Origin of the sequence: Clostridium mucosae, from assembly GCF_024622765.1 — a bacterium.
Lineage (GTDB): Bacteria > Bacillota > Clostridia > Clostridiales > Clostridiaceae > Clostridium.
The window spans coordinates 70,601-97,177 of record NZ_JANKAF010000007.1 but is presented as its reverse complement, the minus strand read 5'-3'; the positions used below and the strand labels follow the sequence as shown (position 1 = coordinate 97,177).

The 26,577-nt window shown below is 24.8% G+C and carries 21 protein-coding genes and 2 pseudogenes; 17 read left to right on the top strand and 6 right to left on the bottom strand.

Annotation, left to right across the window (positions count from 1 at the left end; translation table 11 throughout):
* Positions 1-117: 117 nt before the first annotated feature.
* From lonB to NSA50_RS09735, 6 genes are all read left to right on the top strand, one after another.
* Positions 118-1,806, top strand: coding sequence for an ATP-dependent protease LonB (gene lonB, locus NSA50_RS09760; protein ID WP_257444767.1), 1,689 nt, complete (start codon positions 118-120; stop codon positions 1,804-1,806).
* Positions 1,807-2,132: 326 nt separating this feature from the next.
* Positions 2,133-4,463: an endopeptidase La gene (lon, locus tag NSA50_RS09755; RefSeq protein WP_257444765.1), complete on the top strand. Its 2,331-nt coding sequence runs from the start codon at positions 2,133-2,135 to the stop codon at positions 4,461-4,463.
* Positions 4,459-5,064 carry a ribosome biogenesis GTP-binding protein YihA/YsxC gene (gene yihA / locus NSA50_RS09750; RefSeq protein ID WP_195262785.1) on the top strand — a complete coding sequence of 202 codons (606 nt, stop codon included), beginning with the start codon at positions 4,459-4,461 and terminating at the stop codon, positions 5,062-5,064. The genes lon and yihA overlap by 5 nt, the downstream gene beginning before the upstream one ends.
* Positions 5,065-5,217: 153 nt before the next feature.
* The gene (locus tag NSA50_RS09745) at positions 5,218-5,574 is read left to right on the top strand and encodes a hypothetical protein (RefSeq protein ID WP_195262610.1); all 357 of its coding nucleotides are present in this window, start codon (positions 5,218-5,220) and stop codon (positions 5,572-5,574) included.
* Positions 5,575-5,599: 25 nt separating this feature from the next.
* Positions 5,600-5,845: a hypothetical protein gene (locus NSA50_RS09740; RefSeq protein ID WP_195262609.1), complete on the top strand. Its 246-nt coding sequence runs from the start codon at positions 5,600-5,602 to the stop codon at positions 5,843-5,845.
* Between the two features lie 107 nt (positions 5,846-5,952).
* Complete coding sequence (locus NSA50_RS09735) at positions 5,953-6,504, top strand: hypothetical protein (RefSeq protein WP_257444762.1); 552 nt, start codon at positions 5,953-5,955, stop codon at positions 6,502-6,504.
* A 158-nt stretch (positions 6,505-6,662) separates the two neighbouring features.
* Here the strand turns inward: NSA50_RS09735 and NSA50_RS09730 are convergent, their stop codons facing one another.
* Together NSA50_RS09730 and NSA50_RS09725 are read right to left on the bottom strand one after the other, a co-directional pair.
* The gene (locus tag NSA50_RS09730; RefSeq protein WP_257444760.1) at positions 6,663-7,592 is read right to left on the bottom strand and encodes a hypothetical protein; all 930 of its coding nucleotides are present in this window, start codon (positions 7,590-7,592) and stop codon (positions 6,663-6,665) included.
* Between the two features lie 399 nt (positions 7,593-7,991).
* Entirely contained in the window at positions 7,992-8,192 is a 201-nt protein-coding gene (locus NSA50_RS09725) for an ATP-binding protein (RefSeq protein ID WP_257444891.1), read from the bottom strand.
* 2,734 nt (positions 8,193-10,926) lie between these two features.
* Here NSA50_RS09725 and NSA50_RS09720 point away from each other — a divergent pair.
* A complete protein-coding gene (locus tag NSA50_RS09720; RefSeq protein WP_257444758.1) occupies positions 10,927-11,085 on the top strand; it encodes a hypothetical protein in 159 nt (52 codons plus the stop codon).
* A gap of 615 nt (positions 11,086-11,700) precedes the next feature.
* On the opposite strand, the pseudogene NSA50_RS19935 reads toward NSA50_RS09720, so the two are convergent.
* Both NSA50_RS19935 and NSA50_RS09710 read right to left on the bottom strand, forming a co-directional pair.
* Positions 11,701-12,157: pseudogene (locus NSA50_RS19935) on the bottom strand (transposase); the annotation flags it as partial.
* Positions 12,158-12,641: 484 nt separating this feature from the next.
* Positions 12,642-12,797 (bottom strand): Spo0E family sporulation regulatory protein-aspartic acid phosphatase, encoded by a 156-nt coding sequence (locus tag NSA50_RS09710; RefSeq protein ID WP_257444754.1) that lies wholly within the window; start codon positions 12,795-12,797, stop codon positions 12,642-12,644.
* 1,572 nt (positions 12,798-14,369) lie between these two features.
* Here NSA50_RS09710 and NSA50_RS09705 point away from each other — a divergent pair.
* From NSA50_RS09705 to NSA50_RS09695, 3 genes are all read left to right on the top strand, one after another.
* Positions 14,370-15,137, top strand: coding sequence for a tyrosine-protein phosphatase (locus NSA50_RS09705; RefSeq protein WP_257444753.1), 768 nt, complete (start codon positions 14,370-14,372; stop codon positions 15,135-15,137).
* Between the two features lie 488 nt (positions 15,138-15,625).
* Entirely contained in the window at positions 15,626-16,402 is a 777-nt protein-coding gene (locus NSA50_RS09700) for an EAL domain-containing protein (RefSeq protein ID WP_257444751.1), read from the top strand.
* Positions 16,403-16,750: 348 nt separating this feature from the next.
* On the top strand, positions 16,751-17,086 hold the full coding sequence (locus NSA50_RS09695; RefSeq protein ID WP_257444749.1) for a hypothetical protein: 336 nt from the start codon (positions 16,751-16,753) through the stop codon (positions 17,084-17,086).
* 701 nt (positions 17,087-17,787) lie between these two features.
* On the opposite strand, the pseudogene NSA50_RS09690 reads toward NSA50_RS09695, so the two are convergent.
* Positions 17,788-17,871, bottom strand: a pseudogene (locus NSA50_RS09690) (IS200/IS605 family transposase); the annotation flags it as partial.
* A gap of 764 nt (positions 17,872-18,635) precedes the next feature.
* Between NSA50_RS09690 and NSA50_RS09685 the strand changes: the two are divergent.
* Entirely contained in the window at positions 18,636-18,797 is a 162-nt protein-coding gene (locus tag NSA50_RS09685) for a hypothetical protein (protein ID WP_257444747.1), read from the top strand.
* Between the two features lie 1,263 nt (positions 18,798-20,060).
* On the opposite strand, the gene NSA50_RS09680 is transcribed toward NSA50_RS09685, so the two are convergent.
* Positions 20,061-20,222, bottom strand: a complete 162-nt coding sequence (locus NSA50_RS09680; RefSeq protein ID WP_257444745.1) for an aspartyl-phosphate phosphatase Spo0E family protein — start codon at positions 20,220-20,222, stop codon at positions 20,061-20,063.
* A gap of 588 nt (positions 20,223-20,810) precedes the next feature.
* Here NSA50_RS09680 and NSA50_RS09675 point away from each other — a divergent pair.
* The 6 genes from NSA50_RS09675 (at position 20,811) to NSA50_RS09650 (ending at position 26,571) form a co-directional block, all read left to right on the top strand.
* A complete protein-coding gene (locus tag NSA50_RS09675; protein WP_257444743.1) occupies positions 20,811-21,431 on the top strand; it encodes a sugar transferase in 621 nt (206 codons plus the stop codon).
* 173 nt (positions 21,432-21,604) lie between these two features.
* On the top strand, positions 21,605-22,615 hold the full coding sequence (locus NSA50_RS09670) for an SDR family NAD(P)-dependent oxidoreductase (RefSeq protein ID WP_257444741.1): 1,011 nt from the start codon (positions 21,605-21,607) through the stop codon (positions 22,613-22,615).
* A gap of 28 nt (positions 22,616-22,643) precedes the next feature.
* Entirely contained in the window at positions 22,644-23,810 is a 1,167-nt protein-coding gene (locus NSA50_RS09665; RefSeq protein ID WP_257444739.1) for a nucleotide sugar dehydrogenase, read from the top strand.
* 151 nt (positions 23,811-23,961) lie between these two features.
* The gene (locus tag NSA50_RS09660; protein ID WP_257444729.1) at positions 23,962-24,681 is read left to right on the top strand and encodes a YveK family protein; all 720 of its coding nucleotides are present in this window, start codon (positions 23,962-23,964) and stop codon (positions 24,679-24,681) included.
* Positions 24,682-24,684: 3 nt separating this feature from the next.
* A complete protein-coding gene (locus tag NSA50_RS09655; protein ID WP_257444727.1) occupies positions 24,685-25,371 on the top strand; it encodes a CpsD/CapB family tyrosine-protein kinase in 687 nt (228 codons plus the stop codon).
* Between the two features lie 9 nt (positions 25,372-25,380).
* The gene (locus NSA50_RS09650) at positions 25,381-26,571 is read left to right on the top strand and encodes an O-antigen ligase family protein (RefSeq protein WP_257444725.1); all 1,191 of its coding nucleotides are present in this window, start codon (positions 25,381-25,383) and stop codon (positions 26,569-26,571) included.
* Positions 26,572-26,577 lie beyond the last annotated feature (6 nt).

The window sequence follows — 26,577 nt, the reverse complement described above, 5'->3', positions numbered from 1 at the left end:
AAAAATAATGGTAATTCCCCCTTTTTTATGGAATATTAACCTTTGATTAAGTTAATAATATTGATATGACTAAAAGAAGGGAGGGAGCATTAACTTTTAAAAAGTAATGCAAAATTTATGACTGAAGTATTAGTGGTATTGCAAATAACGACTATGATAGTATTTATTTATTATATGGTAAATAATAATAAAGCACATAGTAATAATAAAGTTGTTATTGAAAGAGAAAATGTTAAGGAAATGGATAAGTTAAACAGAATGAGGAGCATTCAATTAACCCAACCATTAACTGAAAAAAGTAGACCAACTAAATTTGAAGAAATAATAGGGCAAGAAGATGGAATAAAAGCCTTAAAAGCTGCTTTATGTGGACCTAACCCACAGCACGTTATTATATACGGGCCTCCAGGAGTAGGAAAAACCGCCGCTGCGAGGCTAGTATTAGAAGAAGCTAAGAAGAGGGAGAAATCTCCTTTTAAGAAAGAGGCGAAATTTATAGAAATTGATGCAACAACAATAAGATTTGACGAGAGAGGAATAGCCGACCCTTTAATAGGTTCAGTACATGATCCAATTTATCAAGGGGCTGGCTCTCTAGGAGTTGCAGGAATACCACAACCTAAACCGGGTGCTGTCACAAAGGCACACGGAGGGATGTTATTTATGGATGAAATAGGTGAATTGCATCCTATAGAACTAAATAAGTTACTTAAAGTACTAGAAGATAGAAAAGTATTTTTGGATAGTTCATATTATAGTAGTGAAAATCCTAATATGCCAGATTATATAAAAGAAATCTTTGATAATGGATTACCAGCAGATTTTAGATTAATAGGAGCTACTACAAGAAGTCCAGAAGAAATAGTTCCAGCTATAAGATCAAGGTGTGTAGAAATATTTTTTAGATCATTACATCCTGAAGAAATTAAAACAATAGGTAAAAATGCAGCTAATAAGGTTGGGCTAGAAATAGATGATAAATGTTTAGATTTAATTTCAAAGTATTGTACTAATGGAAGAGATGTTGTAAATTTAATACAGCTTTCTTCAGGAGTAGCAATAAATGAAAATAGAAGCGATATAAATATAGATGATATACAGTGGGTCATAGAAAATGGAAATTATACTCAAATTCCTGATAAAAAAATTAAAGATAAAGCAGAAATAGGAGTAGTTAATGGATTAGCAGTGCATGGAGCTAATATAGGTATATTAATGGAAATAGAAGCAACTGCAAAGAAAGTGGCGCATAGAATAGGAAACTTAAAGGTTACAGGTATTGTTGAAGAAGAAGAAATAAGTAGTAACAATAGAAAAATTAAAAGAAAAAGTACAGCATATTCATCAATCCAAAATGTGCTTACAGTTTTAAATAATATTTTTAATTTGGAATGTGAAAATTATGATATACATATAAACATTCCAGGGGGAATGCCAGTTGATGGACCATCAGCAGGAATAACAATTGCAACTGCTATATATAGTGCTATAAATAAAGTTAAAGTAAATAATAAAGTTGCTATGACCGGAGAAATAAGTCTTTTAGGAGAAGTTAAGCCTATTGGAGGGGTAAATGCAAAAATAAATGCAGCACAAAAGTCTGGTGCAACAAAAGTCATTATACCAATTGAAAATTGGAAGGACGGTTTTAATGATATAGAAGGAATTGAAGTTGTAGCTGTTAAAAGCCTAAATGAAGTGATAAATGAAGCACTATTAAAAGATGTAATTGTTGAAGATATGGCTGTGGAAGATATAGTTGTTAATAACAACATAGATATATTATCAGCCAAAGGAGAGGAGTAAAAATATATATTTAATGATTCAGAAAAAATTATATTAATAAATTTATATTTATATTTTTAATGGGCTGTCGTAAGACGGCTCTTTTAATTATAAAGTGAACCAGTATAAGTAGATTTAATAGTATTACTCATTACTAATATTGTCCATTGCTAAATTTCAAGTTTATATTATAATTATAATAATAAATATAAAATAATAATTAATATTACTTATTTTATATATAAATTTAAGTATTATGTATTGTATAGATTAAAATAGATTGAAAAATAATAATTTTATGTGTATACTATAAAAGTTACATAATAATGTAAGGAGGATGGGAATAAATGAGTGAAAAATTAGTGGCTCTACCTTTGATTCCTCTAAGGGGAATTAGTATTTTTCCTAATATGATAATACATTTTGATGTAGGAAGAGAAAAGTCTAAGGCAGCTATAGAAGCAGCGATGGAAAATCAAACAGATATATTCTTAGCAACTCAAAAGGATTATGAAATAGAGGAACCGGAAATTGGTGATATTTATAATATAGGAGCTATATGTAAGGTTAAACAAATAATAAAACTACCAAATGATGTAATAAGAGTGTTAGTTGAAGGATTAGATAGAGGAGAAATTAAAGAATTAGATTCAAGTGAAGGATATTTAAAAGTATCAGTAGAAAGAATCGAAGAGCCTTCAAATGAAGAATATGAAAATATTGAGGCTTATATAAATTCTTTAAAAAAGAGTTTTAGTAGATATATTAAAGCTTCAGGAAATATGAAAAATAATATTATATCTATATTTGATACAATAGAAAACTATAGTGAGCTTGTAGATGTAGTTGCGTCATATGTAATTGTAGATGAATATAAAAAGCAAGAAATACTACAAGAGGTTAATTGTATTAACAGGATAGAAAAACTACTTGTTATATTAGAAAATGAAATAGATATAATAAATGTTGAAAAGAAAATAGGTAAGAAACTTAAAGAGAGTGTTGATAAATCTCAGCGTGAATATTATATAAGAGAACAAATAAGAGTACTCCAAGAGGAAATTGGAGAAGATGATGAAGATAAAAAAGAAATATCTAAATACGAGGAAAGAATTAAAAAGGCTAAATTACCTAAACATGTTAGAGAAAAAGCTGAAAGTGAACTTTCAAGATTGAAATCAGCATCTGGTCAAGGATCTGAAAGTAATGTAATAAGAAGTTATTTAGATTGGATACTTGATATACCTTGGAGTAAATCAACAAAGGATACTTTTGATGTAAATGAAGCTGAAAAAATACTTAATAATGAACATTATGGACTAGAAGAAGTAAAGGAAAGAATAGTAGAATACTTAGCTGTAAAGCAATATACAAATAGCTTGAAAGGGCCAATATTATGTTTAGTTGGACCTCCAGGAGTAGGTAAAACATCAATAGCTAAATCAATAGCAAATGCAACTAATAGAAAGTACACAAGAATGTCTCTAGGAGGCGTTAGAGATGAAGCTGAAATCAGAGGACATAGGAAAACTTATGTTGGAGCTATTCCAGGTAGATTAGCATATGCTTTAAAAGAAGCTAAAGTTAATAATCCTCTTATTTTATTAGATGAAATAGATAAATTAGGATATGATAACAGAGGGAATGTGGCAGATGCTCTTTTAGAAGTATTAGATAGTGAACAAAACAATACATTTAGAGATCATTACTTAGAATTAGATATGGATTTATCTAAAGTATTATTTATAACCACAGCTAATTCATTAGATACAATACCAGCACCATTATTAGATAGAATGGAGATTATAGATGTATCTGGTTATACTTATGAAGAGAAATATTATATAGCCAGAGATTATCTAATACCAAAATTATTAAAAGATCATAAGTTAACAAATGATCAATTTAAGATATCTGAAAGTGCTATAAAGGAAATAATAAACTCTTATACTAGGGAAGCTGGAGTAAGAAGTTTAGAAAGAGTTTTAGGAAAGCTAATAAGAAAATCTCTTACAGAGATGATAAAGAATGATAAGAAATCAATATCAATATCTTCTAATAGAATTGAGAAGTATTTAGGAAACAAGATATATAGTTTTGATATAAAAGAAAAAGAAGATAGAGTAGGAGTAGTAAAAGGAATGGCATGGACTGCTGCTGGTGGAGATACATTACCAGTAGAATCTGTTACTATGAAGGGAACAGGTAAATTAGTTCTTACAGGACAATTAGGTGATGTTATGCAAGAATCAGCTAAGATTGCATTTGGATTTGTAAGAGCTAATGCAGTAAGATATGGTATAGATGAAGAATTTTATAAGAATACTGATATTCACATACATTTCCCTGAAGGTTCTATAAAGAAAGATGGTCCTTCTGCAGGTGTTACTATAATAACTTCTATTATTTCAGCTTTAACTCAAAAAAAGGTAAGAAGTAATGTTGCAATGACTGGAGAAGTTACTTTAACTGGTAGAGTGCTTGCAATAGGAGGATTAAAAGAAAAATCAATTGCTGCTTATAGAGCTGGGATTGATACTATTATAATACCAAAGGAAAATGAGAAAGATATAATTAAGATACCAAGTACAGTAAAAAATAAGCTTAATATCATTACAGTTGATCATGTTAATGAAGTATTAAATAAAGCTATAATTGGAGTTGATACTATTGATTAAAATTAAAAATTCAGATTTTGTTATATCTGCAGTTAAAAAAGAGCAGTACCCTGTGACAGGATTACCAGAAATAGCATTTGTGGGACGTTCTAATGTTGGGAAAAGTTCTATAATAAACGCTTTAACTAATAGGAAAAAACTTGCAAAGGTTAGTCAAACACCAGGAAAAACAAGATTAATAAATTTCTTCATTATAAATGGTGATGAGTTTTATCTAGTTGACTTACCTGGATATGGATATGCTAAAGTATCTAAAACTGAAAAAGCAAGTTGGGGAAAAACTATAGAAACGTACTTAAATGGAAGAGAAGAATTAAAAAGAGTAGTACTTTTAGTAGATTCTAGACATAAGCCTACAGCAGATGATATACAAATGCACGAATGGATTAAGTTTTATGGGTATGATGAGGTAGTTATAGCAACTAAAAGCGATAAACTGTCTAATAATGAATTAAGGAAAAGTGAAAAAGTAATAAGAGAGACATTAAATTTATCAAAGGAAGATAAATTATATTTCTTTTCTTCAGTTCATAAAAAGGGGAAGGATGAGCTGATAGATAACCTTTTTGGGCCTATAATTGATAATATTGAAGTAGAATAATATATTAAAGAACTTGTAGTGAATACTATAAGTTCTTTTTTTATTTATAAAAATTTAAAATATTACAATAAAAAACAGTGGCAATTATTATTCGAGAGAATAGTATATACTATAAAACAAAAAAAAACTAAAAATCCTAAGGAGGAGTAAGTTATGGAAATGAATGAAATTCTAAATGGTTTAAATTCATGCGGTTGTAGTGATAATATTGCACCCCAATGTTCAAACCAAGGCCCATTTAATAATATAGGATGTGGCTGTGGATTTGGAAGTTGGATATGGATACTATTAATACTATTCTATAGTGGAGGATTCGGCGGAGGATACAATAATAGCTGTTGCTGTAGAAAAGAACGTAAACACGATTGTTGCTGTGATGGCGGATATGGTGGATATGGAGCTGGAAACTGCTCATCTTATCTATTCTTATTAGTAATTCTATTCCTTTGCAACGGTTGCTCAGGATTTGGTAACTGTGGAAACGGAAATATATTTGGCGGATGCTGTTAATTTAAATTAGAAAGGAGAGATAGTTATGTCAAGGAAACATTCCCATAAAAAAGATTATGATGATTGCTGCTGCTGCTGTGAACCAATGCCATGTTGTGGAACTGGAAATATATTTGGTGGAATGAATAGTTGTATTACACCTATAATATTCTTATTAATTGCATGTGGATCAGGGCTTTTAAATAATAACTGTTCAGTTTTAATAATTTTATTATTCTTACTATGCGGAGGCTGTTTAGGAAGCTTATTTGGCGGAGACGCTTGCTGTTAGTATAGAGGATGGAGGGCTTAGCCCTCCAAAAAAATGCCTAAAAGTATAAACATATTTAATTTTTTTACATATAATAAAGCAACAGGAATATAATAGGAGGAACCTAAATGTCAAAAAAGAAACATAGACATAAAGGGGAGAGAGAAATTAATAATAACTCCGGTAATAGGGTGAATAATAATGCGCCATTTGGCATAAACCCTGCTCAACTTATGAGTATGTTTGGCGGAAATATGGATATGGGTCAAATCGGAAATGTGCTTTCATCTATGAAGATGGATGGATTAGATTTAAATAACTTTAATTTAGGGCAGTTTGGAAATAATCAACAGGGGAGAAGTGGGATAAATAATAGAAGTGGATTTGACTTAGGAGCTTTACAAGGTATGATGAATAATTTAGGGATGGGAAACTTTAATTTAGGAAATAATAATACTAATTTAGACAGCAATTCAAATTTTGCTTCTTCTAATGATAATAATTTTGACATAACTGATATAAAGAGTGACACTTCTGATAATAGCTTACTAGATGATGATTTACTAGATGATGAGAACATACAAATGTTAATAGCTATAAAAAGTATAGTTGATTCAAAAAAAGCTAAATTTATAGATAAAGTTATAGAAGCTTACAATAATGGATATTTTAAGGAATAATGAAATTTATTAAGGAAATGTATAAAAAGGTAAGTCTATGTAAATAATATTATTGTACCGGAGAAGTATTCTCCTATAGCAAGCGATGAGAAATCTTCGTTTAAGCTAAAACCCCCCCCCATCCCCCTTTTAAGGCCGCTTATAGCGGCCTTTTAATTTTATATTTTCTTTATTGAAGATATTTTAAGAGAACCATATCCATCATCTTCTACTGATAAATACAATAATAGCTCTTTATCAGGAGAAGAATCATTTGTATTTTTTACAGATTCAAATGATAATGTCCAATTTACCCCTAATATATTTCCATTTGCATCCCATTTAAAATCTGAAAAATAACCAGTTTGGAAGGAATATCTTGTATTATCCTTATCTAATCCCCATAATATTGCAAGTTCAGTACTATCTATATTAGGAGTGAAAATGTTAGGTGCCTCAGATAATTCGTAAGGAGCTTCAATTACATCTATAAATCCTTGAATTGCAGATAATCCAGGAACTTTTATTTTTGAAAATGTTATATCTTTTATGTTATCTCCTAGGAAAAGAATACTTTTGGTAGAACTATCACCTTTGCTCGAAGAAAGAGAGAGCAGTTTAGGCGTCTTGTTATTGTTGGAATCAAGTATCCCTATTATATTATCACTTGAAAAAAATGTATTTACAAATTTAGATCCATTCCATGAAAATACATAATTTACAGGAGATTTATCTTTGGATAACTGTACAATTATTTCTGGAAGGTTATTTCTGGATAAATCTATAATATTCACTTTGATAGGCCATTTAATAAGTGAATCTCCAAGCAAATTTGATTCGTCATTATTAACAAGAGGATAAGTTTTATCTTTACTTTTTATATTTAATATGTAGTTATTATTTTCCTTGGATATTTCAATCTTATCATTTTCACCATCTCCATTTAAGTCAAAATCATTATAATTTTTTGAAGTAATTGGTGTGAGTGTTTCTATAGAATTATTATTAGTAAGAAAAAAATAAGTAGATAATATAAACACAAAAAATATAAGGAAAGCTATTATATAAGAGAGTACAACATTCTTTTTTATAATTATAAATCTTGACATATAATCACCTCAATTTATTATATGAGTCTTATTAGCGATTAATACAAAATAAATAAAAAGGAGCTGTATCAAAATAACTTTTGATACTAGCCGTTAAAAAGGAATATTCGAATTTTAATCCTCCTTTTTGCAGTTGCCTAGCATGGGCACCTACTAATCGGTGAAAGTTAGTAATGGGGGCTTAGAGTACCAACCATTTAGCTGATGCCAAGGGTGTCCATCGTGAGGTTGAATCTGAAGGAAGTCTAATGTAAAACCTTGGTATGAAGGATACGAATCACATTCGAGGTTCAAAACTATGAGTAAGCTTGCCGTACAAAGTAAAGCTCAATAACTATCCGAAACTATTAATGTCAAGATTTTTTGAACAATTGTGCCAATATTTTTATGTACAATTGTTCAGCTATTTTTATCAGCTATTTTGGATAATGCAGTAGCTGTTCTATAAGAGTTTCCTAGAATATTAACAATAGTAGAAGGATGGATAAGTCTATTCAAAATAGCACTAGATAACATATTATTTACAAATATTTGATTCCAATCGGACAGGTGTATATTTTTAGTAATTATTGTACTTTTCTTTTCATAGGGCTTATCTATAGAATATAAGGAAGATACGTTAAATAGTATTTAAGAATTGAGTAAAAGTAGATATAATTTAAATATACTACTAAATATTTATGGAATCAATTATATTACTATGTAATAGCACTCAGTTTATACTGGGTGCTATTTTTGTATATTGAATTCGTGAAATAATAATATAAGTACGCTAAAGGTTATTTCAGGAAGTAGGAAATTTGGTTATAATTAAGTTATAATGTTTATTAACTAATTATAAAGCAATAATGATTTATATTGACTCAATATATCATTCATACATATTCTCAATTATAACTTAAATATACAGACATTAATTGTTAATAAGTATTATAGAGATCTTAACATTTATAACTTTTATCACGTAGCACTCAGTTTATACTGGGTGCTTTTCCATGTCTAAAGGCAATGAGAAGCAACGTACAATTAAGTATGTTGCTAAAGGAAAAATGGATATAAAATTATATTATTTCAATTAATACTTCTATATTAATAGTATTTCCAAAAAGTAAATTTAATATGCATATATATCTAAAAAAAGCAACATATCAATATAAATATGTTGCTGATGACAAGGGGTGAAAGAAAAATACTTTTCACAGTAATAGTATGTCTTAAAAATAAGCTGATATACATATAATTTATTTCAAAAGAAAAAAAGCCATCATAAGACGGCTTTAAATGATTGTAAGAATTTATTTTCAAACAAAAGGTTAACAAAAGACCAATGATTAATATAAGGTTAACATAGGATTTAATATATGTCAATAATATATTTAGTATCATTATTATTTAAAACATGCAAGATATCCAGTAAAAAGAGAAATAACAATTTAATCGAAAAAATGATAAAAAAATATATTTATACATTTTAGCAATAATACTATTATCTTAAGATAGTATATTATACATATAATTTATTCAGAAAGTTAATTAATGTGAAGGATATTATTTAATTTGTGAGAAGGTAAGAAAGATACGTAAAATAGTATTTAAAAGTTGAATAAAAGTAGATATAATTAAGAGGAAAATACATCGTAGTAAAGATTATTTCATTTTTACTAGCACCATTTGTTATGTATAGAATAGCACTCAGGTTAACTGGGTGCTATTCTTGTATATTGAATTCGTGAAACAATAATATAAGTACGCTAAAGATTATTTCAAGAAGTAGGAAATTTGTTTATAATTAAATTGTAATACTTATTAACACATTATAAAGTAAGAATGATTTATGTGAATTTAATATATTGCTCATACATACTTTCAACCATAATTTAAATTATAGATATTAATTGTTAATAAGTATTATAAAGTTACTTAACATTTATCATGTAGCACTTAGTTTAAACTAAGTGCTATTTTCGTATTATAGTTTAAAATATACGTTAAATGGTATTTTAGAAATGAATAAAAGCAATTATAATTAAAGAAGACTTATCATTATATTTTGTTGAATTAAACTTATTATTGTGGAATGGCACTCAGTTTATACTGGGTGTTATTTTTATGTCTAAATATAATGAAAAGCAACATACAATTAAGTAAGTTGCTAATGATAATGTTAAAAATAATAGAATGCCTTTACAATAAAAGTATGTCTTAAAAATAAGATGATATACATATAATTTATTTCAAAAAATATAGTACCTATTGAAAATACATCTTTTTAGACACTCGGTATACAAAGAAATTAGGTATCTTTATTTGCCTAAAAATTGAGATGGTGTTAAAATAGTACGTGTATAGAATTGATTTTAAATTATTTAGAATTTATAATTTAGTTAGTTTCTCAGTAATACTATATCAATATAGGGTAATAGTGTTATCTCCTCTAATGATTTTAGAATAGAGAAGAATAGAACTTAGATTAATCGGGGTTCTATTTTTTGTCTAAATATAATAAAAATTAATATATAATTAAGTATATTGCTAATGATAAACAAATTTAAAAAATATATTAATTTCAGCAATGCTTCATATAATAGTTTTTCTAAAATAATATATCAATACAAAGAAAAGTTATTAAAATAAATTTAACAATATGTGAAGTATATTGATTTTTAAATTTATAGAATTTATAATTATTATGCTGATACTTAATAAAATAGGTGTGAGATATTTTTTGATAAGTATTTAAAGTGTTTGACCATGAGCAGAACCTCATAAAAATTTTTATAGCAGTTAGAATAATAACTGCTCTTTTTTTGTAATTATAAAGTAAAATATTTAAAATATAAAAGTATCAAAATAAACTTTTTAAAAGGTAAGCATGAACTACAATCTATATATATAATTATTTAGAATTAATTTATTAGATTATATATTAGTTAATGTAAACGTAAATATAGGAATGTTGAAAAATTCCAACATGAAAATGCATAATTATTTGATAGTTATTTATTTTCTTGTTGGATCATTTCATATACATCCTTTGTTCTTTAAAATGTAAAAAAAGAGGTTGCTACAAAATTATTTAAAATCATTTTGCGACACCCTCATATTTATTGTAAAGAAAAATAAAAAAGGCAATACATAATTAAATATATTGCTAATGATAAGGATTAAAATAATAAAATATTTTGAATGTACTTTACACTAATAGTAGGTATTAAAAATAATGTAGTAAGTGCTGTGAAGCACCAAAAAACGCAATAGACTTATTAATTTACTATATATTTTATATATAATAAATTTAACATATGATTCAAGTTTTAAATTGCAAGGTTTATAAGTGATAATAAATTTTATATTACAGAATTTATTTGATGATTCAGGATGTCAGAATATAAAAACAACTCTAGTAGAGCTAAATAGAATAAAGAACTTTGAACTTATAGGAATTAAAATGGCAAGTATAGTTGGTGTGGTGAGTTTTATAGAAGCTATATAGATGTAGAACTATATAAAAATTAAGATATGATAAAATAGAAACAACGATAGTTGAAGAGTAGTAATAAAAATAGAAGTAAAGGTGAACTATGATATGCTATGATATGAAGAATTATTAACTTATTAAGAAGATGAAGGTTTATTTTCAACAGGAATGATATCATAATAAATAGTTATCATTTAATTAAAGTATAAGATTATAAAGTAAGTGAAATTAAAGCAGATTAAGTAATACAAATAAATGATAAACAAGAAGAAAAAGGTGTTTATGATTATGTCAAAGAGAGTAGTTTTATAGTATCTAGGTATTATAGTACCTAAAAATAGAAAATATATTAAAATAATGCGTTAATATAGTTGATTTAGTATATATTAAAATTTATAATTATTTTGTGCTTACATAGTAATACATGCTAGCAGTGTTATTACGAAATATATAATTTCAAAAGTAGCTGTATAAATTGAATTAGTAAATTCAATTTAAATATAGCTACTTTTTAATTTTAAAAATTCTTATACAATAATTTTTATGTAAATATTTATATTAATTTTATTTTTTTACATGACAAAAAGAAGATTAGATGTCTTCGGCTATAATTTTTATATAAAGTTTTTATTATGTACCTTTCGGTTCATGTAATAGCTCTCTGTTTCGAATTTGCAAAATTTTATTGTGTAATTTATTAACATTATCGGCAAATGAGATTATCAATAGTTCTATTCTTATTTTTTATTTCCTCTCATTAAAAATCTTCTAAATCTATAATCTTGTTTAATTACTGCAAATGCACCTTCACATTGAATTGCTCTATTTATTCTTATACTCATAATCTAAATAGAGTTCGCATTCGTAGATATTTATAATTGATTTAAAGTTTGATTTTGACTTTTTTGTAGTAGATTCATTAGGAAACGATTTCTTGCTAGCAACACAAATATAGTAATCTTTATCTAGGTTATATTTCATATTTTCCCTTTTGCTAATATTATTTTTAAACTTTTTAGTTTTTGATTTTTCATATATTTGAGGTTTAATAAAAAGCTTTTTGATTATTATTCGTATAATTTAAGTGTAAATTATTATATTAACTTTATGTATTAGGTTAATTAGTTTGAAGGAGCTTTCAATTTAATAGGTGGATATTTTCGTATATTGATACAAAAGATACGTTAAATAGTATTTTAGAAATGTATAAAATTAAGTATAATTAAATTATAATACTTATTGATGAATGATTTGTTTTCAATAATTTCTTGAGATTACATATATATTTATGTTTGATAATTTGGGATGGATTTAAAGAATAGTATAATAAGCGATAAGTAGTATATTAATAGTTATCTTTTATCATGTAGCACTCGGCTTAACTGGGTGCTATTTTGTGATTAATAAAAATGAGAGGTATATTATTATTAAATTAGATAATAATACTTATTGATAAGTTGATTTAGTACAGAGTTACTATAAAGATGTTTTGTAATTTTTGTTTGATAATTAAAAGCAGCTATCTTTTTATCAAGGAACACTTGCTTAATTGGGGCTATTTTATAATAATATTAGTCTTTATTTTTTTTTAGGTCATTTAGTTTTTCTTGTTGAAGTTTTACAATTTCTAAATCTAGTTCTCTACTAAGTTCTAAAACTTTGTCTGTAAGCCCTTCAAGTATAAAAAGTTCTTCAAGTTTTTGTTTTAATTTGTTTATTTTATCCATAAATACCTCCTTATAAGTATTATAGAATGGAAAAGAATTAAAACAATAGAAAGAAAATGAAAATAATAAAAACTTAAGGTGAAATGAGTAAATTTAGAAATTGAATATGATTATAATAATGATTACATTAAAATATATTTAATTTAAATTAATTTTATAATCGGCTATAATTTTATAAATATTATTTTTTAAAAGCTAGTAGTTGATGTTAATATATAAATAGTTACTTTTATATGAGATATTCGTTTTATATAGAGTGTTTTTGTTCGTAAAATTGAATTAAAAGAGCGTTAAAGATATTGAACTAGATTTTAATAGAAGCTATAATGATTTAAAGATTTATTAAGAAGTAGCTGAGTTTATTTCTTAATAATGAGAATTGTTTTTTATTTCAATTATGGTGTAGGGTTGTATAAAATTTTTGAGTGAGTACTTAGAATTTTCTAAGTACTCTTTTTACTTAAAAATATGGAAAAATCGTTTATATATATTTTAGAGCTTACGAGTAAATTAACATAGTTACGTTTGAGGAAAGTAAAGGAGAATGAAATTATATATAATTTAACAAAGTATAATGTATATATTTAATTCGATAATAGTGGAGATATTTAATAAAAAATTAATAATAGTCATTCACATTATATTTAATAATTGTTAAATTTTTTTTCAAACAACAATATTAATAATCATCTTCTTTTACGTCAGAATATCTAGTAAGATTAGGTTTATCATTGGATATATGAAAAAAAGATCTATAAGCTTTTTTTAATAATCAAGCTTTTTTAAAGCTAAATAAAGATTTTTATTTATGCTACTTTAATAGAATTATATTCATTATAGTATAGTCTATGGATACTATCACCAAAGACATACTCCTGCTCAATGATTTTATTTAGGCAAGACTCATAATTATCTCTAATTTAACTTCTGAAGAGATGTGTATATCCATTTTAATTGATAAAATATTATAGGGGTGAAATTTACTGGATTTCTTAGATAAATTAAAAATATCTATTGCATGAAGTAGGTTTATAGGGACTATTTGAATAAGGGTATCAAAGGATGTACTATTAAGATAAATTGATTAAGCTTCTTAATAATTAATGAATAATACATATCAATAAATTCTTTCTTAGAAATAACAGTATTATTTTTAGTTTTACTTAATAAATAGTTCATAAAACTTTTCCTGTATTTTTAAAATTTAGCTCATTAATTAAATATCATAGAAAAAGAGAATTAAAGAAAAAATATAGTCAAAAAATAGCAAATGACTTATCGATTTATTTGGATAAAATGAATTTTATTATATGTAAATAAAATTTTTGAATAATGTAAGGGCATTTATTAAGGATAGATATTAATCAATAAAATATCTAATTATTTCAATTTGGGTATTTACGAATAATTTGAATTTATTAAGGAAATTTTTTTCAGCTTTATTTTAATAAAAGTTAGAATGTTATATAAAATATTAGAAAAAATCAAAAAAATTTTAGAGGACTTTAACCTCAATTAAGTTTTTATAAATAGTTATTAATTATGAGTATATGTTAGATATGGAGGGATTTTATGGTAGACTTACATTCTCATTTGATTTGGGGGATTGATGATGGATCTAAATCTAGGGATATGTCTTTAAATATGTTAAGACAAGCTGTTAAAGGCGGAACTACTAAGCTAGTAATTACGCCTCATTATATGCCAGGATATTTTAATATGCCTATAGATGAAGTGAAGAAAAAAGTAGAAGAAGTGAATAGTTTAGTAAAAGAAGAAAATTTAAATATTGAGGTGTATCATGGGCAGGAGGTTTATTATACAAGAAATATATTTGAAAATTATATAAATAATTATATAGGAACAATAAATAATTCAAGGTATATGTTAATTGAATTTAATATGAAGGATTTTTCAATTCAAGAAGTAATTGAAAGTATTTATGAGTTACAACTTATAGGAATAGTACCAATTATAGCTCATCCAGAGAGATATCAAAAGTTTGTAAAAAAACCTTCATTAATAAATGAGTTTATAAAAGAGGGGTTTCTTTTTCAATTAAATATAGGAAGTATTACAGGTGATTTTGGGAAAGCGGTGAGGAAAACAGCTAAAATATATTTGAAAAATAATATATATAGTTTTGTTGGTTCAGATGCCCATAGGGATACAGTCCGAAATACAGATATGAGTAAGGGGGGGGAATTAATAAAAAGTATAGATAGAAATTACTTTAATTATTTAATTGATGGGGGAGAAAATGTTTTAAATAATAATGGAATAAAATTTATAGGAAATTTAATAAAAGATAGAAAAGGTATCCTTGATATATTTAGATAAATTATATAATTCAGATTTACTTATAGTAGATATAGAAATGATTTTGAATGATGAAGATTAATTAAGCTGAATAATAATAGAGAGGATGAAAAATAAGTTGAATCTAAGAAGATAAATTAATTCAGAAACTTTTTATAAATTTAATCTTACTTATATAAGAAATGAACAAAATTATTATAATAAATTAACAAAATTATGAAATAGCTATTCAGATAAAGCTTTATTCATAATGCAATAATAGAAAATTAGTATTTGGGAAAGTGGATTACAAAATAAATATTATTTAAATTTTATGCGTAATTTATTATATTTTGTGAATAAGCAAAGGTTATTTATAATAATTTAATATAATTTAGTGTAAACTAAGTATGTTAAAAAGAGTAATTAATATAATAGTTTTAATTATAGCTGATTATTTTAATAAATTATAATGAAGTTAATATAAATTTATAAAATGATGTTAAATATTATTAATAAGGAGCATTTTAATGGAGAAAAATAAGAAAAAAAATGAAAAGTATATAAAACAATTAATAGATAAAGAAAAATTTAATTATTTATATCAACCAATATATAATAATAAAGCTAATAGATATACTAAATTCGAAGTGCTTACAAGATTAAGAGATGACGATGGATATGAAATAGAACCCGAGATTTTTATAAAAATTGCTGAAAAATTTGATATTGTTTATAAGATTGATTTGTTGGCTTTAAAAAATGCATGTGAGATATTATTATACTTAAAAGATAATAATATAAATTTAGAACGGATATATGTAAACTTTTCATCTTCTACATTAAAAATAGAAAATATAGTTTATGAAATTGAAAAATATTTAAAATGTTTCGGAGTAGATCCTAGTATGATAGGAATAGAAGTAACAGAATTTATGCCGATAGTAAATATAGATGAGTTTAATGAAACGATAAATAAATTAATGAATTTAGGAATAGAGATATCAATTGATGATTTTGGTAAAATGAACTCTGATATACATAGAATTATTGATACAAAATTTAATTGTATAAAGTTAGATAAATCAATAATAACTCGAATTAGTGATGAAAACAATTCAGGTATAGTAATCAAAATGTTAAGTAATTTAGCGAATGAAATGGGAATAGTGTTAGTAGCAGAAGGAATTGAAAATAAATATGAAATGAATTTTTTAAAAGAATACGGTATAAATTACTTTCAAGGTTTTCATATAAGTAGGCCTATGAGTATAGAAGAAGTTATAAAGATAAAAAGTTATAAGTAGAAATGAAAGGTGTCTTATATAAATTGTATAATTATCAATTAGAGTTGTATATTTTGTAAATAATTGCTGTATTATAAAAATGATATTTAATAGAGAAATTGATAAATTAGTATATGTATTTTAAATTTTAAATCGAAATAATGATTTACTTTAGAGAAAAAATTACTATTGTATTTTTAATTATAATAAATGTTATTAAATAAATATAGAGATAATAAAACTAGAAATTTGGAAGAAGTGTATTATTGATGTATATAAAAATGCTGATTTTTGTATAAATTGTAATAAAGCAGAAATCGAAAATAGTAAAAGTAAGATAAAATTATAAAATAAAGTGAGGGTGAGTTGGTGAGGAAAGTTAGTCTTATATTAGGAGTTGTAGGTGGAATATTAGGGGGTATAAGTTGTATTATTTTATTATTTTCAGTATCTATACAATCCACACATCAGTATAAAGTTGTATTAGAGATATTAGATGGAATAGGGATAGTGGTAAATATATTAGTTTTAATTGGAGCGTGTATAAAAAATAAGAATTATCTGACAGGGGTGTTTATGTTAGCAGGAGCATTAGTAAATATACCGCGTATAATTATAAGTGACGGAAATATTTTTATATTATTTTCTATAGCATCAATGTTGATATTAGTGTCTGGAATAATAAGATTGAATATGAATGAATAAGTGGGGATAAAGTGATGGGAATGATACAATAAAAAAGTTTTGAGAGTAAAAATATGATTTCTATATTGTTTAGGAATCATTTTTTATTTGTATTTATAATAATTGTAATATAATCATCAATAGCATTGTTTCTTTAACTGAGTTATAGATCTTTAAATTAATTTTATATTATGCAACAAGGAAAAATTTTAGAGATAAATTGTCTCCAAAATATTCTTTTCTTTTCATTGGATAAATTATTATAAAGTTTAATCCAATAAAAAGAAAAAATCTGAGGTATAAGAAATAGTTTTATTTTTAGGAGTCTATTTTTTATACTTTTCTTTAATTGACTATTATATTTTTCATAAGTAGCTTTATATTCATCTAAAGAGATTAAAACATTTAAATATAACTCTTTTAATTTAGATAATTTTCTTTTAATTAAATTCTTATCTATGGTTTTGATTTTATTTTCATTTTCGTTATTAAAATTTATATTTGCTAAATTATTATTAATCAGAGTTGATATATTAGCAATTAAATATTTTTTGTGATTCGTTAATAAATAATAGATACTACTCCAATTATTAAATCTGTTTTGGGGAGTTAAAATGTTATTGTACATTAAATTTGACGTTTTATTTTTTAATTAGTATAAGTATAGAATTCTTTCTTGAAATTTTCCCTATAGCTGCTTTTATTTTTCCATAAATTATTTAGATTCTATATTTGTATGAAAATACTATATGATATTTACAATTCCATTTGCTATGTGATAAACTGTTATTGTTAATTTTGAACATATCTCCTTTTGTATTATAGTTTGGTTGGCAAACTCATATTATTATTTATAAATGGGGTATTTTTTATTCATTCATAGCTAGAAGATTTTTGTAAGCACAAGTAGGGTATGTGGTATTCTAAATGCAATAAAAATCGGTAACATACAAATATTAGTATGCTACAGATAAATAAAAAAACAAAATGATAAAAAATATATTTACATATTTTAGCATTAGTAGTATTATCTTAAAGAGAGTATATTATATGTATAATTTCTTTAGAAAGTTAATTAATGTGAAATATGCTATTTTATTCGCGATAGTATAGAAAAAATACGGTAAGTAGTATTTAAAAATTAAATAAAAGTAGATATAATTAAAAACGAACTATTGATACATTAGTTTGAAGCAAAGTTATTGTTGTAAAATGGCACTCAGTTTAACTGGGTGCTATTTTTGCGTATTTAATTCGTGGAACAATAATATAAGTACGCTAAAGATTATTTCAAGAAGTAAGAATTTTTGTTATAATTAAATTGTGATACTTATTGACTAATTAAAAGTGATAATTATTTGTATAGATTTAATTTATTACTCATACATATTCTTCGACCATAAGTTAGACATATAGACATTAATTGTTAATAAGTATTACGATTAACCCTTTAATATTATGAAATTTATTTAGAGCACTTAGTATAAACTAGGTGCTACTTTTGTATGATAGTATAAAATATGCGTTAATAGTATTAAAAAAATGAATAAAAGTAGAGATATTAGATAGAATGATAAAGTATTCATTAAATCAAAGTTATTTATTAGGGAAAAGTATTCAATTTAATTGGGGGCTATTTTTTTCAGATTTAAATAAAATAAAAAGCAACATACAATTAAGAATGTTGCTAATGACAGGATTTAAAGAAATAAATGGTACTAATGTACTTTAAATAGTATTAATTAAAAATAAGATTGATATGTATATAATTTATTTCAAAATAAAAAGTCGGTATAAGACAACTATGATATAAATAAATCTTATTAATTCCATAAAAAAGAATAGTATTAAAGTTAAAGGAGATAAATTTTAATAGGGTGTATCTTTGTTATTCTAATAGAACTTATAAAATAAATGGAGTGATATACGCTTAAGTAAATTAAAAACTTAAATATAATAGTAAATACCTATAAATATAAAAAAATTAAATATATACAAATAGTATTGGGGGAAAAAGGAATAGATATTATATTTAATATTGTGAAAGGGGGGAGCATTTATAAAATACATTTTGTTAAAAACATCTAGTATATAAGTATATTGGATGGATTGATTAAAAAATTAATACTAAAATTAAGTTGTATAAGATATACAATTTAATGATGATTTAAAATAAATCAGAAATGACAAATTAATAACATTTATTATGTGATATTATAAGATGTTATTGTTAAAAAAATGCTTGAAAATGAAGAAAGTATTAAAATGTTACGTGGAATGAATTGATTATAAATTATTTAGAATTTATAATTTAAGTATGCTCTTTAAAATACCATGTCAAAGTAAGGTTATATACTATATCTTCAAAGGATTCTAAATCAAGAGAAGGGTATATACTATATCCTTAAATAATTCTAAAATGATTGTAAAATAGAAAGTAGCACTTAGATTGATATAGGTGCTATTTTCTATTTTTTATAATGGTAAAAATGAAAATCGCTAATATAAAAATATCAGTATGTTACGGATAAAAATGAAAACATAATGAAAAATGAAAACATAATGGTAGATAAATAGTTTTTAATACTTTATTTGATAGTATTAACTAAAAGAGAAGATTATATATAGAAATTATTATAAGGAATTTAATATATGAAAGGATATTGTTTTATTTGTGATAGTATAGTAAAAATATGTTAAATATATTTTTTGAACAGAATTAGGTGTAATTTAAGTGTAAATCATTAAATTAAGTATATTCATTGAGTCATAATATTGGAAGTAGCATTCAGTTTAACTGAGTGCTATTTTTATTTTACAGATTATAAAATAAGAAGTACGTTATTATTAAATTAAATAATACCTATTAATGAATTGATTTGTTTTCAATGTAGAGTTTATACAAAGTATTTTGTAATTTTGTTGTTTAATAATTTGGAAAATTTTATCTTTTTATCAAGTAGTACATGGCTAACTAGAGCTATTTCATATAATATTAATTTTTATTTTCTTTTAGGTCGTGTAGGTCGTTTAGTTTCTTTTGCAGTTTTACAATTTCTAAATCTAGTTTTCTGCTTAATTCCAAAACTTTGTCCGTGAGCCCTTCTTCTATAAATAGTTTCTCAAGTTCTTTTTTTAGTTGTTCAATTTTATCCATAAATACCTCCTTATAAAAAATTATAAAAGTGCAAAATAGACAAAAACAATAGGTAATTGGAGGAAAAATATAGAATATTTTAGAAAATAAATAAAAGTGTATTATCTATAATAAGGTAGTGAACTTAAAATATATACAATAAAAATTTAAAGTGAGTACTTAGAATTTTCTGAATAATATTTTTGGAGTTTGGAAAGTCTCATAGAAAACTTTTAAAAGGTCTAATATGAATTACAATATATATTCATAATTAGATTATTACATTTATATAGTATCTAATACACTTTAATAAATAATAAGACATAGTATCCATAGATTTTAACTTTCTATTATTTATTAATTTTTATTATCTATGACATTTATTAAATATAATAATTTGATCATGAAATTATATTTACTAATACTATAATTTAGATAGTGAATTTAGCAATAAAAGCTATAGATAAAGATATTTTGACATTATGTTAGAAAATTTAAGAAAAATATAAGGAGATTTACGCATATTTTCTTTTTTTTTGTATATTTAAAGTAATATATATTTAGAAAAGCTTAGTAACTATGAGTAGGTAAATAAAGGAGATGGTATTTTTGGAACATTATTTGGTAAAGAAGTATTTTATGAGAAAAAAAGTATATTATGAGTTTACAAATAGAATACTGGATGTGGTTTTTTCTATTACATTATTAGTAGTTACTTTTCCAGTGATATTACTAGCTTGTTTGGCTGTGATGATAGAATCTAGATGTAATCCAATATATACTCAGAAAAGACTTGGGAAGAATGGACGAGAATTTACTATATATAAAATAAGATCGATGAAAATAGATGCAGAGAAAGATGGGGCGAGGTGGGCAAATAAAAATGATGATAGAATTACAAGAGTAGGTAGAATAATTAGAGTAACAAGAATAGATGAGTTACCACAGTTGATAAATATTTTTTGGGGAGATATGGCGTTTATAGGACCTAGACCAGAGCGAGAGATATTTATAAAAAAATTTGAAGCAGATATAGTTAATTTTAGAGATAGATTGATTGTTAAACCAGGATTAACAGGTTTAGCTCAAGTATCAGGAGGGTATGATTTATCACCAAAAGAAAAGCTGGAAATAGATTTAGAATATATAAGGAATAGATGTTTTTTATTGGATATTAAAATAATTATAAAAACAATTAAAGTTGTATTAAGTGGGGAAGGAGCAAGATAGTAAAATTAAAGTAAAGAGGAAATATAATAATATTTATAATTAATTGAGTATAGGAAAAATATATACTTGATATTTAGATAGATTATAAATTACTTTTCTTTACAGAAGTAAACTTATGCAGTGGAGATTCAATTAAGATTAGTTATAAAAATAATTATAGAAGGAGATAATTTATGAAAAAAATAGTATTAATAACTGGGGCATGCGGATTTATTGGATTTCATTTATCAAAATTTTTAATAGGAAAAGATTATAAAGTTGTTGGGATAGATAATTTGAATGATTATTATGATGTTACACTTAAGGAAGCTAGGTTAGATATACTAAAACAGTATGAAAACTTTACTTTTTATAAGATAGATATAAAACATAAAAAAGATGTAGATGATATTTTTAATAAATATAAATTTGATTATGTAATTAATTTGGCGGGACAAGCAGGAGTGAGGCATTCTATAATTGATCCTTATTCATATATAGACTCTAATATAGTTGGATTTATTAATATATTAGAAGCATGTAGATATAATGAAGTAAAGCATTTACTTTATGCATCATCAAGTTCTGTTTATGGAGGAAATAAAGTTGTTCCATTTTCTGAAAATCACAATGTAGATCATCCAGTAAGCTTATATGCAGCAACTAAAAAATCAAATGAATTAATGGCACATTCATACAGCAATTTATACGATATTCCTACTACTGGATTAAGATTTTTTACTGTTTATGGGCCATGGGGAAGACCAGATATGGCATATTTCTCTTTTACAAAAGATATTATTGAAGGAAATGCAATAAAAGTTTTTAATCATGGGAAAATGGAAAGGGATTTTACATACATAGATGATATAGTAGAAAGTATTTATAGATTATTACCAGTAATACCTAAGAAAATGGATGGAGAGCAAGAGGGAAATGGAGAAATAAGTTCGAGTTTTGCTCCATATAAAATATATAATATTGGTAATAGTAGTCCTGTTAAATTAGAAAAATTTATATCTATTTTAGAAAAGAAATTGGAGTTAAAGGCAAAAAAAAATTATATAGAAATGCAAGACGGAGATGTGAAAAACACTTATGCAAATACTGAAGCATTGGATAGGGCTATTAATTATAAATCAAGTACAAGTATAGAAGATGGATTAAGTAAATTTATTGATTGGTATAAATTATTTTATAAATAATAGATAGTTATTTTGGAGGGCGATTTTAATGAAGATAGTGGTAGTTGGAGTTGGATATGTTGGATTAGCTAATGCAATTTTGTTAGCTCAAGATAATGAAGTAGTAGCGGTAGATATTGAAGATAAAAGAGTAGATATGATAAATGATAAAATATCACCTATAGAAGACATAGAAATTAAGAACTATTTATCTAATAAAGAATTAAATTTATATGCTACAACTAATTCATATGAGGCTTATAAAAATGCAGATTTTATAATTATAGCTATACCAAGTAATTTTGATTCTAAGTTAAATAGTTTTAATACAAATGAAATAGATAATGTAATTGAGAAAATATTGCAGGTTAATAAAAAAGCATTAATAGTTATAAAATCAACAGTTCCAGTAGGATATACAGAGAGAGTAAAAGAAAAATTTAATTCGAGAAATATTATTTTTTCACCAGAATTTTTAAGAGAAGGAAAAGCATTATATGATAATTTATATCCTTCAAGAATAGTGGTAGGTGATAAGTCAGATAAAGCAAAAGAATTTTCAGAGTTAATGCAAAAAGGAGCTATTAAAAAAGATGTGCCTATAATATTTACAAACTCAAAGGAAGCTGAATCAATTAAGTTATTTTCTAATGCATATTTAGCAATGAGAGTAGCATATTTTAATGAATTAGATACTTTTGCAGAGGAAAAAGGATTAGATGCAAGAAGTATAATTGAAGGAATTGGATTAGATCCTAGGATAGGTAATTATTATAATAATCCTTCTTTTGGATATGGAGGGTATTGTTTACCGAAAGATAGCAGGCAATTGATATCTAATTTTGAAGATATACCTAATAGTATAATTACTTCAATTGTTACCTCTAATAAAGTTCGTAAAGACTATATTGCAGAAAAAATATTTAAGATGAATCCGAGGAGAGTTGGCATATATAGACTTGAAATGAAATTATCCTCAGATAACTTTAGATACTCGGCAGTAAATGGAATTATAAAGAGATTAAAGGAAAGAGGGGTAGATGTAATTATATATGAGCCATTAGCAGTTAATGATAATATTTATGGATGTAGTGTGATAAAGGATTTAGATAGGTTTAAGATGGAAAGTGATATTATAATAACAAATAGATTATACTTTGAATTAGAAGATGTCAAAGGTAAAGTATATACAAGAGATATATTTAATGTAAATTAAAATAACACATGTCAAAAAAATGAAATAGGTATAAATTAGGAAAAATAAAAATAGTAGAAAAAGAGTGTTTGAGAATAAAATATGTATATTTATGGTTTGAAAAAAAGTGGATTTATACCATTAATTGTTAAAGTATTAAAGGAGGTCAAGTATGGATAGAAATACAGGAAGTGATAGATTCATAGATTTTCAGGAATTACTATATTATATAAAAAAAAGAAAACAAGTGATAATATTTATAATAATACTTATAAATATTATTGCACTTGGAATAAACATTATTGCAAAAAAAACTCCATTATATCAAGCAGAAGCAACTTTATTTATTGGAAAGGATATGAGTACAGAATATCAAAATAGTGAAATAAATATGTATGAACGACTAACTTCTACATATGTGTATTTATTTACAAGTAGAGATATAGTAAGTAAAGCTATAGAAAAGGGAAAAATAAGTAAAACTAATGAGGATGCAAAAAAAAATACTACGGTTAAAGCACAAAATGATACTCAAATTATCAAAGTATCATATATTAGTTCTGATAAATATGAAGTTGTAAAATATATAAATAGCTTGTATGAAGTTTTATCTGATGAAATTTCAAATATAATAAAAAATTCAAGTGTATATATGATAGAAACACCTGTAGTACCAAATGAGCCTATAAATACTAGGGATAGAATACCTTTACCATTAGCATTAATATTTTCGATTTTTATTGCAGTTATAATATCAATATTATTAGAGAAAAAAAATAATTTTATAAATTCTGCTGAGGAAATTGAAAGATTAATTAATAAATCTGTGATTGGGGAGATACCTAATATAAAGGTATATGATATTTCATCAATAGTATACAAAGGGGAGTAATAAATGTTAAAAGCAAAAAATAAAAAAAGCAAAAAAAATAAAATTAATGATGAGCACAAGATTGATATGCAAATAGGAGAGGAAGCATTTAAAGTCTTAAGAAACAATCTTCAATATTCATTAGTAAGTTATGATAGTGCTAAAATTATAGTTGTGACTAGTCCAGAAAAAGGAGATGGTAAATCGACAGTATCGGCAAATTTGGCTAAATCTTTAGCGTTAGCAGGTAAGAATGTTATTATAATAGATGCAGATTTACGTAGACCATCATTACATAGGAAATTAGGGACTATAAATGGAATTGGGTTAGTTGATATTATAGTAGGAGAGAACAGATTAATAGATGCACTGATAGATATAGAAAAGAAATTATATGCTATTACTTCAGGGAAATCAACAACAAATCCAGCTGAATTATTAATGTCAAAGAGAGTTGCTAATATAATAGGTGAATTAAAACAAAAATTTGATTACATAATTATAGATACGCCACCGATAAATCTAGTATCAGATGCATTACCTTTGTTATCATTGAGCAATGGAGTAATATTAGTAGCTAAATATAGGAAAACTAAGAAGAAAGAATTATTAAAAGCAGCTAAAACAATAAAGAATACAAGTAATAATTTGCTTGGTGTTGTACTTAATTCAGTAGAGGTGGAGGAAAAAGGATATTATACTTATTATTAGAGGAGAATTATGAAAAGTTTAGTACAAATAATAAGGTTACCATTTTATATAACAATGATATTGGCTTTTTTAGGGAAATTTATATTTGAGATAAATTTAATAATTGCAATTATCGCTATATTTATGATAAGTATAAATATAAGCATGTATAAAGAAGTTAAAATAAGCTATATAAGTAAAACCGGAATAACGTTTATTTGTGTAGCTGTTTTATTTTGGTTAACATATATTCTGATTGGAAATGAAAACAATAAATTGATAATATTAATAGATAGGATGGAGTATTTTAAATATGGTGTAATAAGTATTTTAAATATAATTGTATTTATACTATATAGTTTATATGATGAAAATTTAAAGAAACAAATAACATTGATTGTTTTAGTAGTTATGTTTTTTTTGATATCTATGGTTATAATTGAAGTAATTACAGAAGTTATCCAAAATGCTGGTAGATTACCAAGAATTAGAGGATTTGATGACAATCCAAACTTAACAGGGTTCAAATTGAATATATTATTGTTTACAATTTTTTCATTAATAAAACATGATACTAAATATAGAGTTTATTTTATAATTATTGATGTTTTGGTAGCTGTATGTATTATATTTACAATGTCTAGAGGGAGTATGTTAATATATAGCATAATACAAATATTTATCTTTAATGATATTGCTAAAAAAAATAAAAAAGAGTTAATAATTATATTAATACTGTTTATTTTAGGGAGCTTTATTGTAGGTAAATTTATTGGAAATTTTGAGTTGCGAAGTGATAGATTGACTATAGGAGGATGGGAAAATCAAGATTATTCAAATGGTAGACTTGATTTGGTTAAAAATGGAATAAAAACATTTATGGAAAATCCACTTTGGGGAGTTGGTTTAGGAAATTCAGGGGTGTATGGTGTTATGTATGGTACTTCAGAAAAGGCTTTAATGCCACATAATACATTGGTATATATATTGGCAGAAACTGGTATAATACCAGCAACAATACTACTAACTTCATTAATTGCATTATTTTTTAGGACAAGTAGTAAAGAATATAATAGTGTTGCTAAACTAATAATAATATTAGCAATAGCAAATTTTTTTAATCATAATTTACATCTTTTTCCAACTGTATATATATCTCTGTTTACTTTACTAATATTTGATGAAAAAAATACTATTAATAAACTTAACTATTATAAGTAGAGTAAA

Coding starts and splice junctions, on each gene's coding strand:
- NSA50_RS09665 (WP_257444739.1), top strand. CDS start 22,644: ATGAAGATAGTGGTAGTTGGAGTTGGATATGTTGGATTAGCTAATGCA.
- NSA50_RS09705 (WP_257444753.1), top strand. CDS start 14,370: ATGGTAGACTTACATTCTCATTTGATTTGGGGGATTGATGATGGATCT.
- NSA50_RS09735 (WP_257444762.1), top strand. CDS start 5,953: ATGTCAAAAAAGAAACATAGACATAAAGGGGAGAGAGAAATTAATAAT.
- NSA50_RS09745 (WP_195262610.1), top strand. CDS start 5,218: ATGGAAATGAATGAAATTCTAAATGGTTTAAATTCATGCGGTTGTAGT.
- NSA50_RS09710 (WP_257444754.1), bottom strand. CDS start 12,797: ATGGATAAAATAAACAAATTAAAACAAAAACTTGAAGAACTTTTTATA.
- NSA50_RS09740 (WP_195262609.1), top strand. CDS start 5,600: ATGTCAAGGAAACATTCCCATAAAAAAGATTATGATGATTGCTGCTGC.
- lon (WP_257444765.1), top strand. CDS start 2,133: ATGAGTGAAAAATTAGTGGCTCTACCTTTGATTCCTCTAAGGGGAATT.
- NSA50_RS09655 (WP_257444727.1), top strand. CDS start 24,685: ATGTTAAAAGCAAAAAATAAAAAAAGCAAAAAAAATAAAATTAATGAT.
- NSA50_RS09660 (WP_257444729.1), top strand. CDS start 23,962: ATGGATAGAAATACAGGAAGTGATAGATTCATAGATTTTCAGGAATTA.
- NSA50_RS09650 (WP_257444725.1), top strand. CDS start 25,381: ATGAAAAGTTTAGTACAAATAATAAGGTTACCATTTTATATAACAATG.
- NSA50_RS09685 (WP_257444747.1), top strand. CDS start 18,636: ATGATAAAGTATTCATTAAATCAAAGTTATTTATTAGGGAAAAGTATT.
- NSA50_RS09680 (WP_257444745.1), bottom strand. CDS start 20,222: ATGGATAAAATTGAACAACTAAAAAAAGAACTTGAGAAACTATTTATA.
- NSA50_RS09670 (WP_257444741.1), top strand. CDS start 21,605: ATGAAAAAAATAGTATTAATAACTGGGGCATGCGGATTTATTGGATTT.
- NSA50_RS09730 (WP_257444760.1), bottom strand. CDS start 7,592: ATGTCAAGATTTATAATTATAAAAAAGAATGTTGTACTCTCTTATATA.
- NSA50_RS09700 (WP_257444751.1), top strand. CDS start 15,626: ATGGAGAAAAATAAGAAAAAAAATGAAAAGTATATAAAACAATTAATA.
- lonB (WP_257444767.1), top strand. CDS start 118: ATGACTGAAGTATTAGTGGTATTGCAAATAACGACTATGATAGTATTT.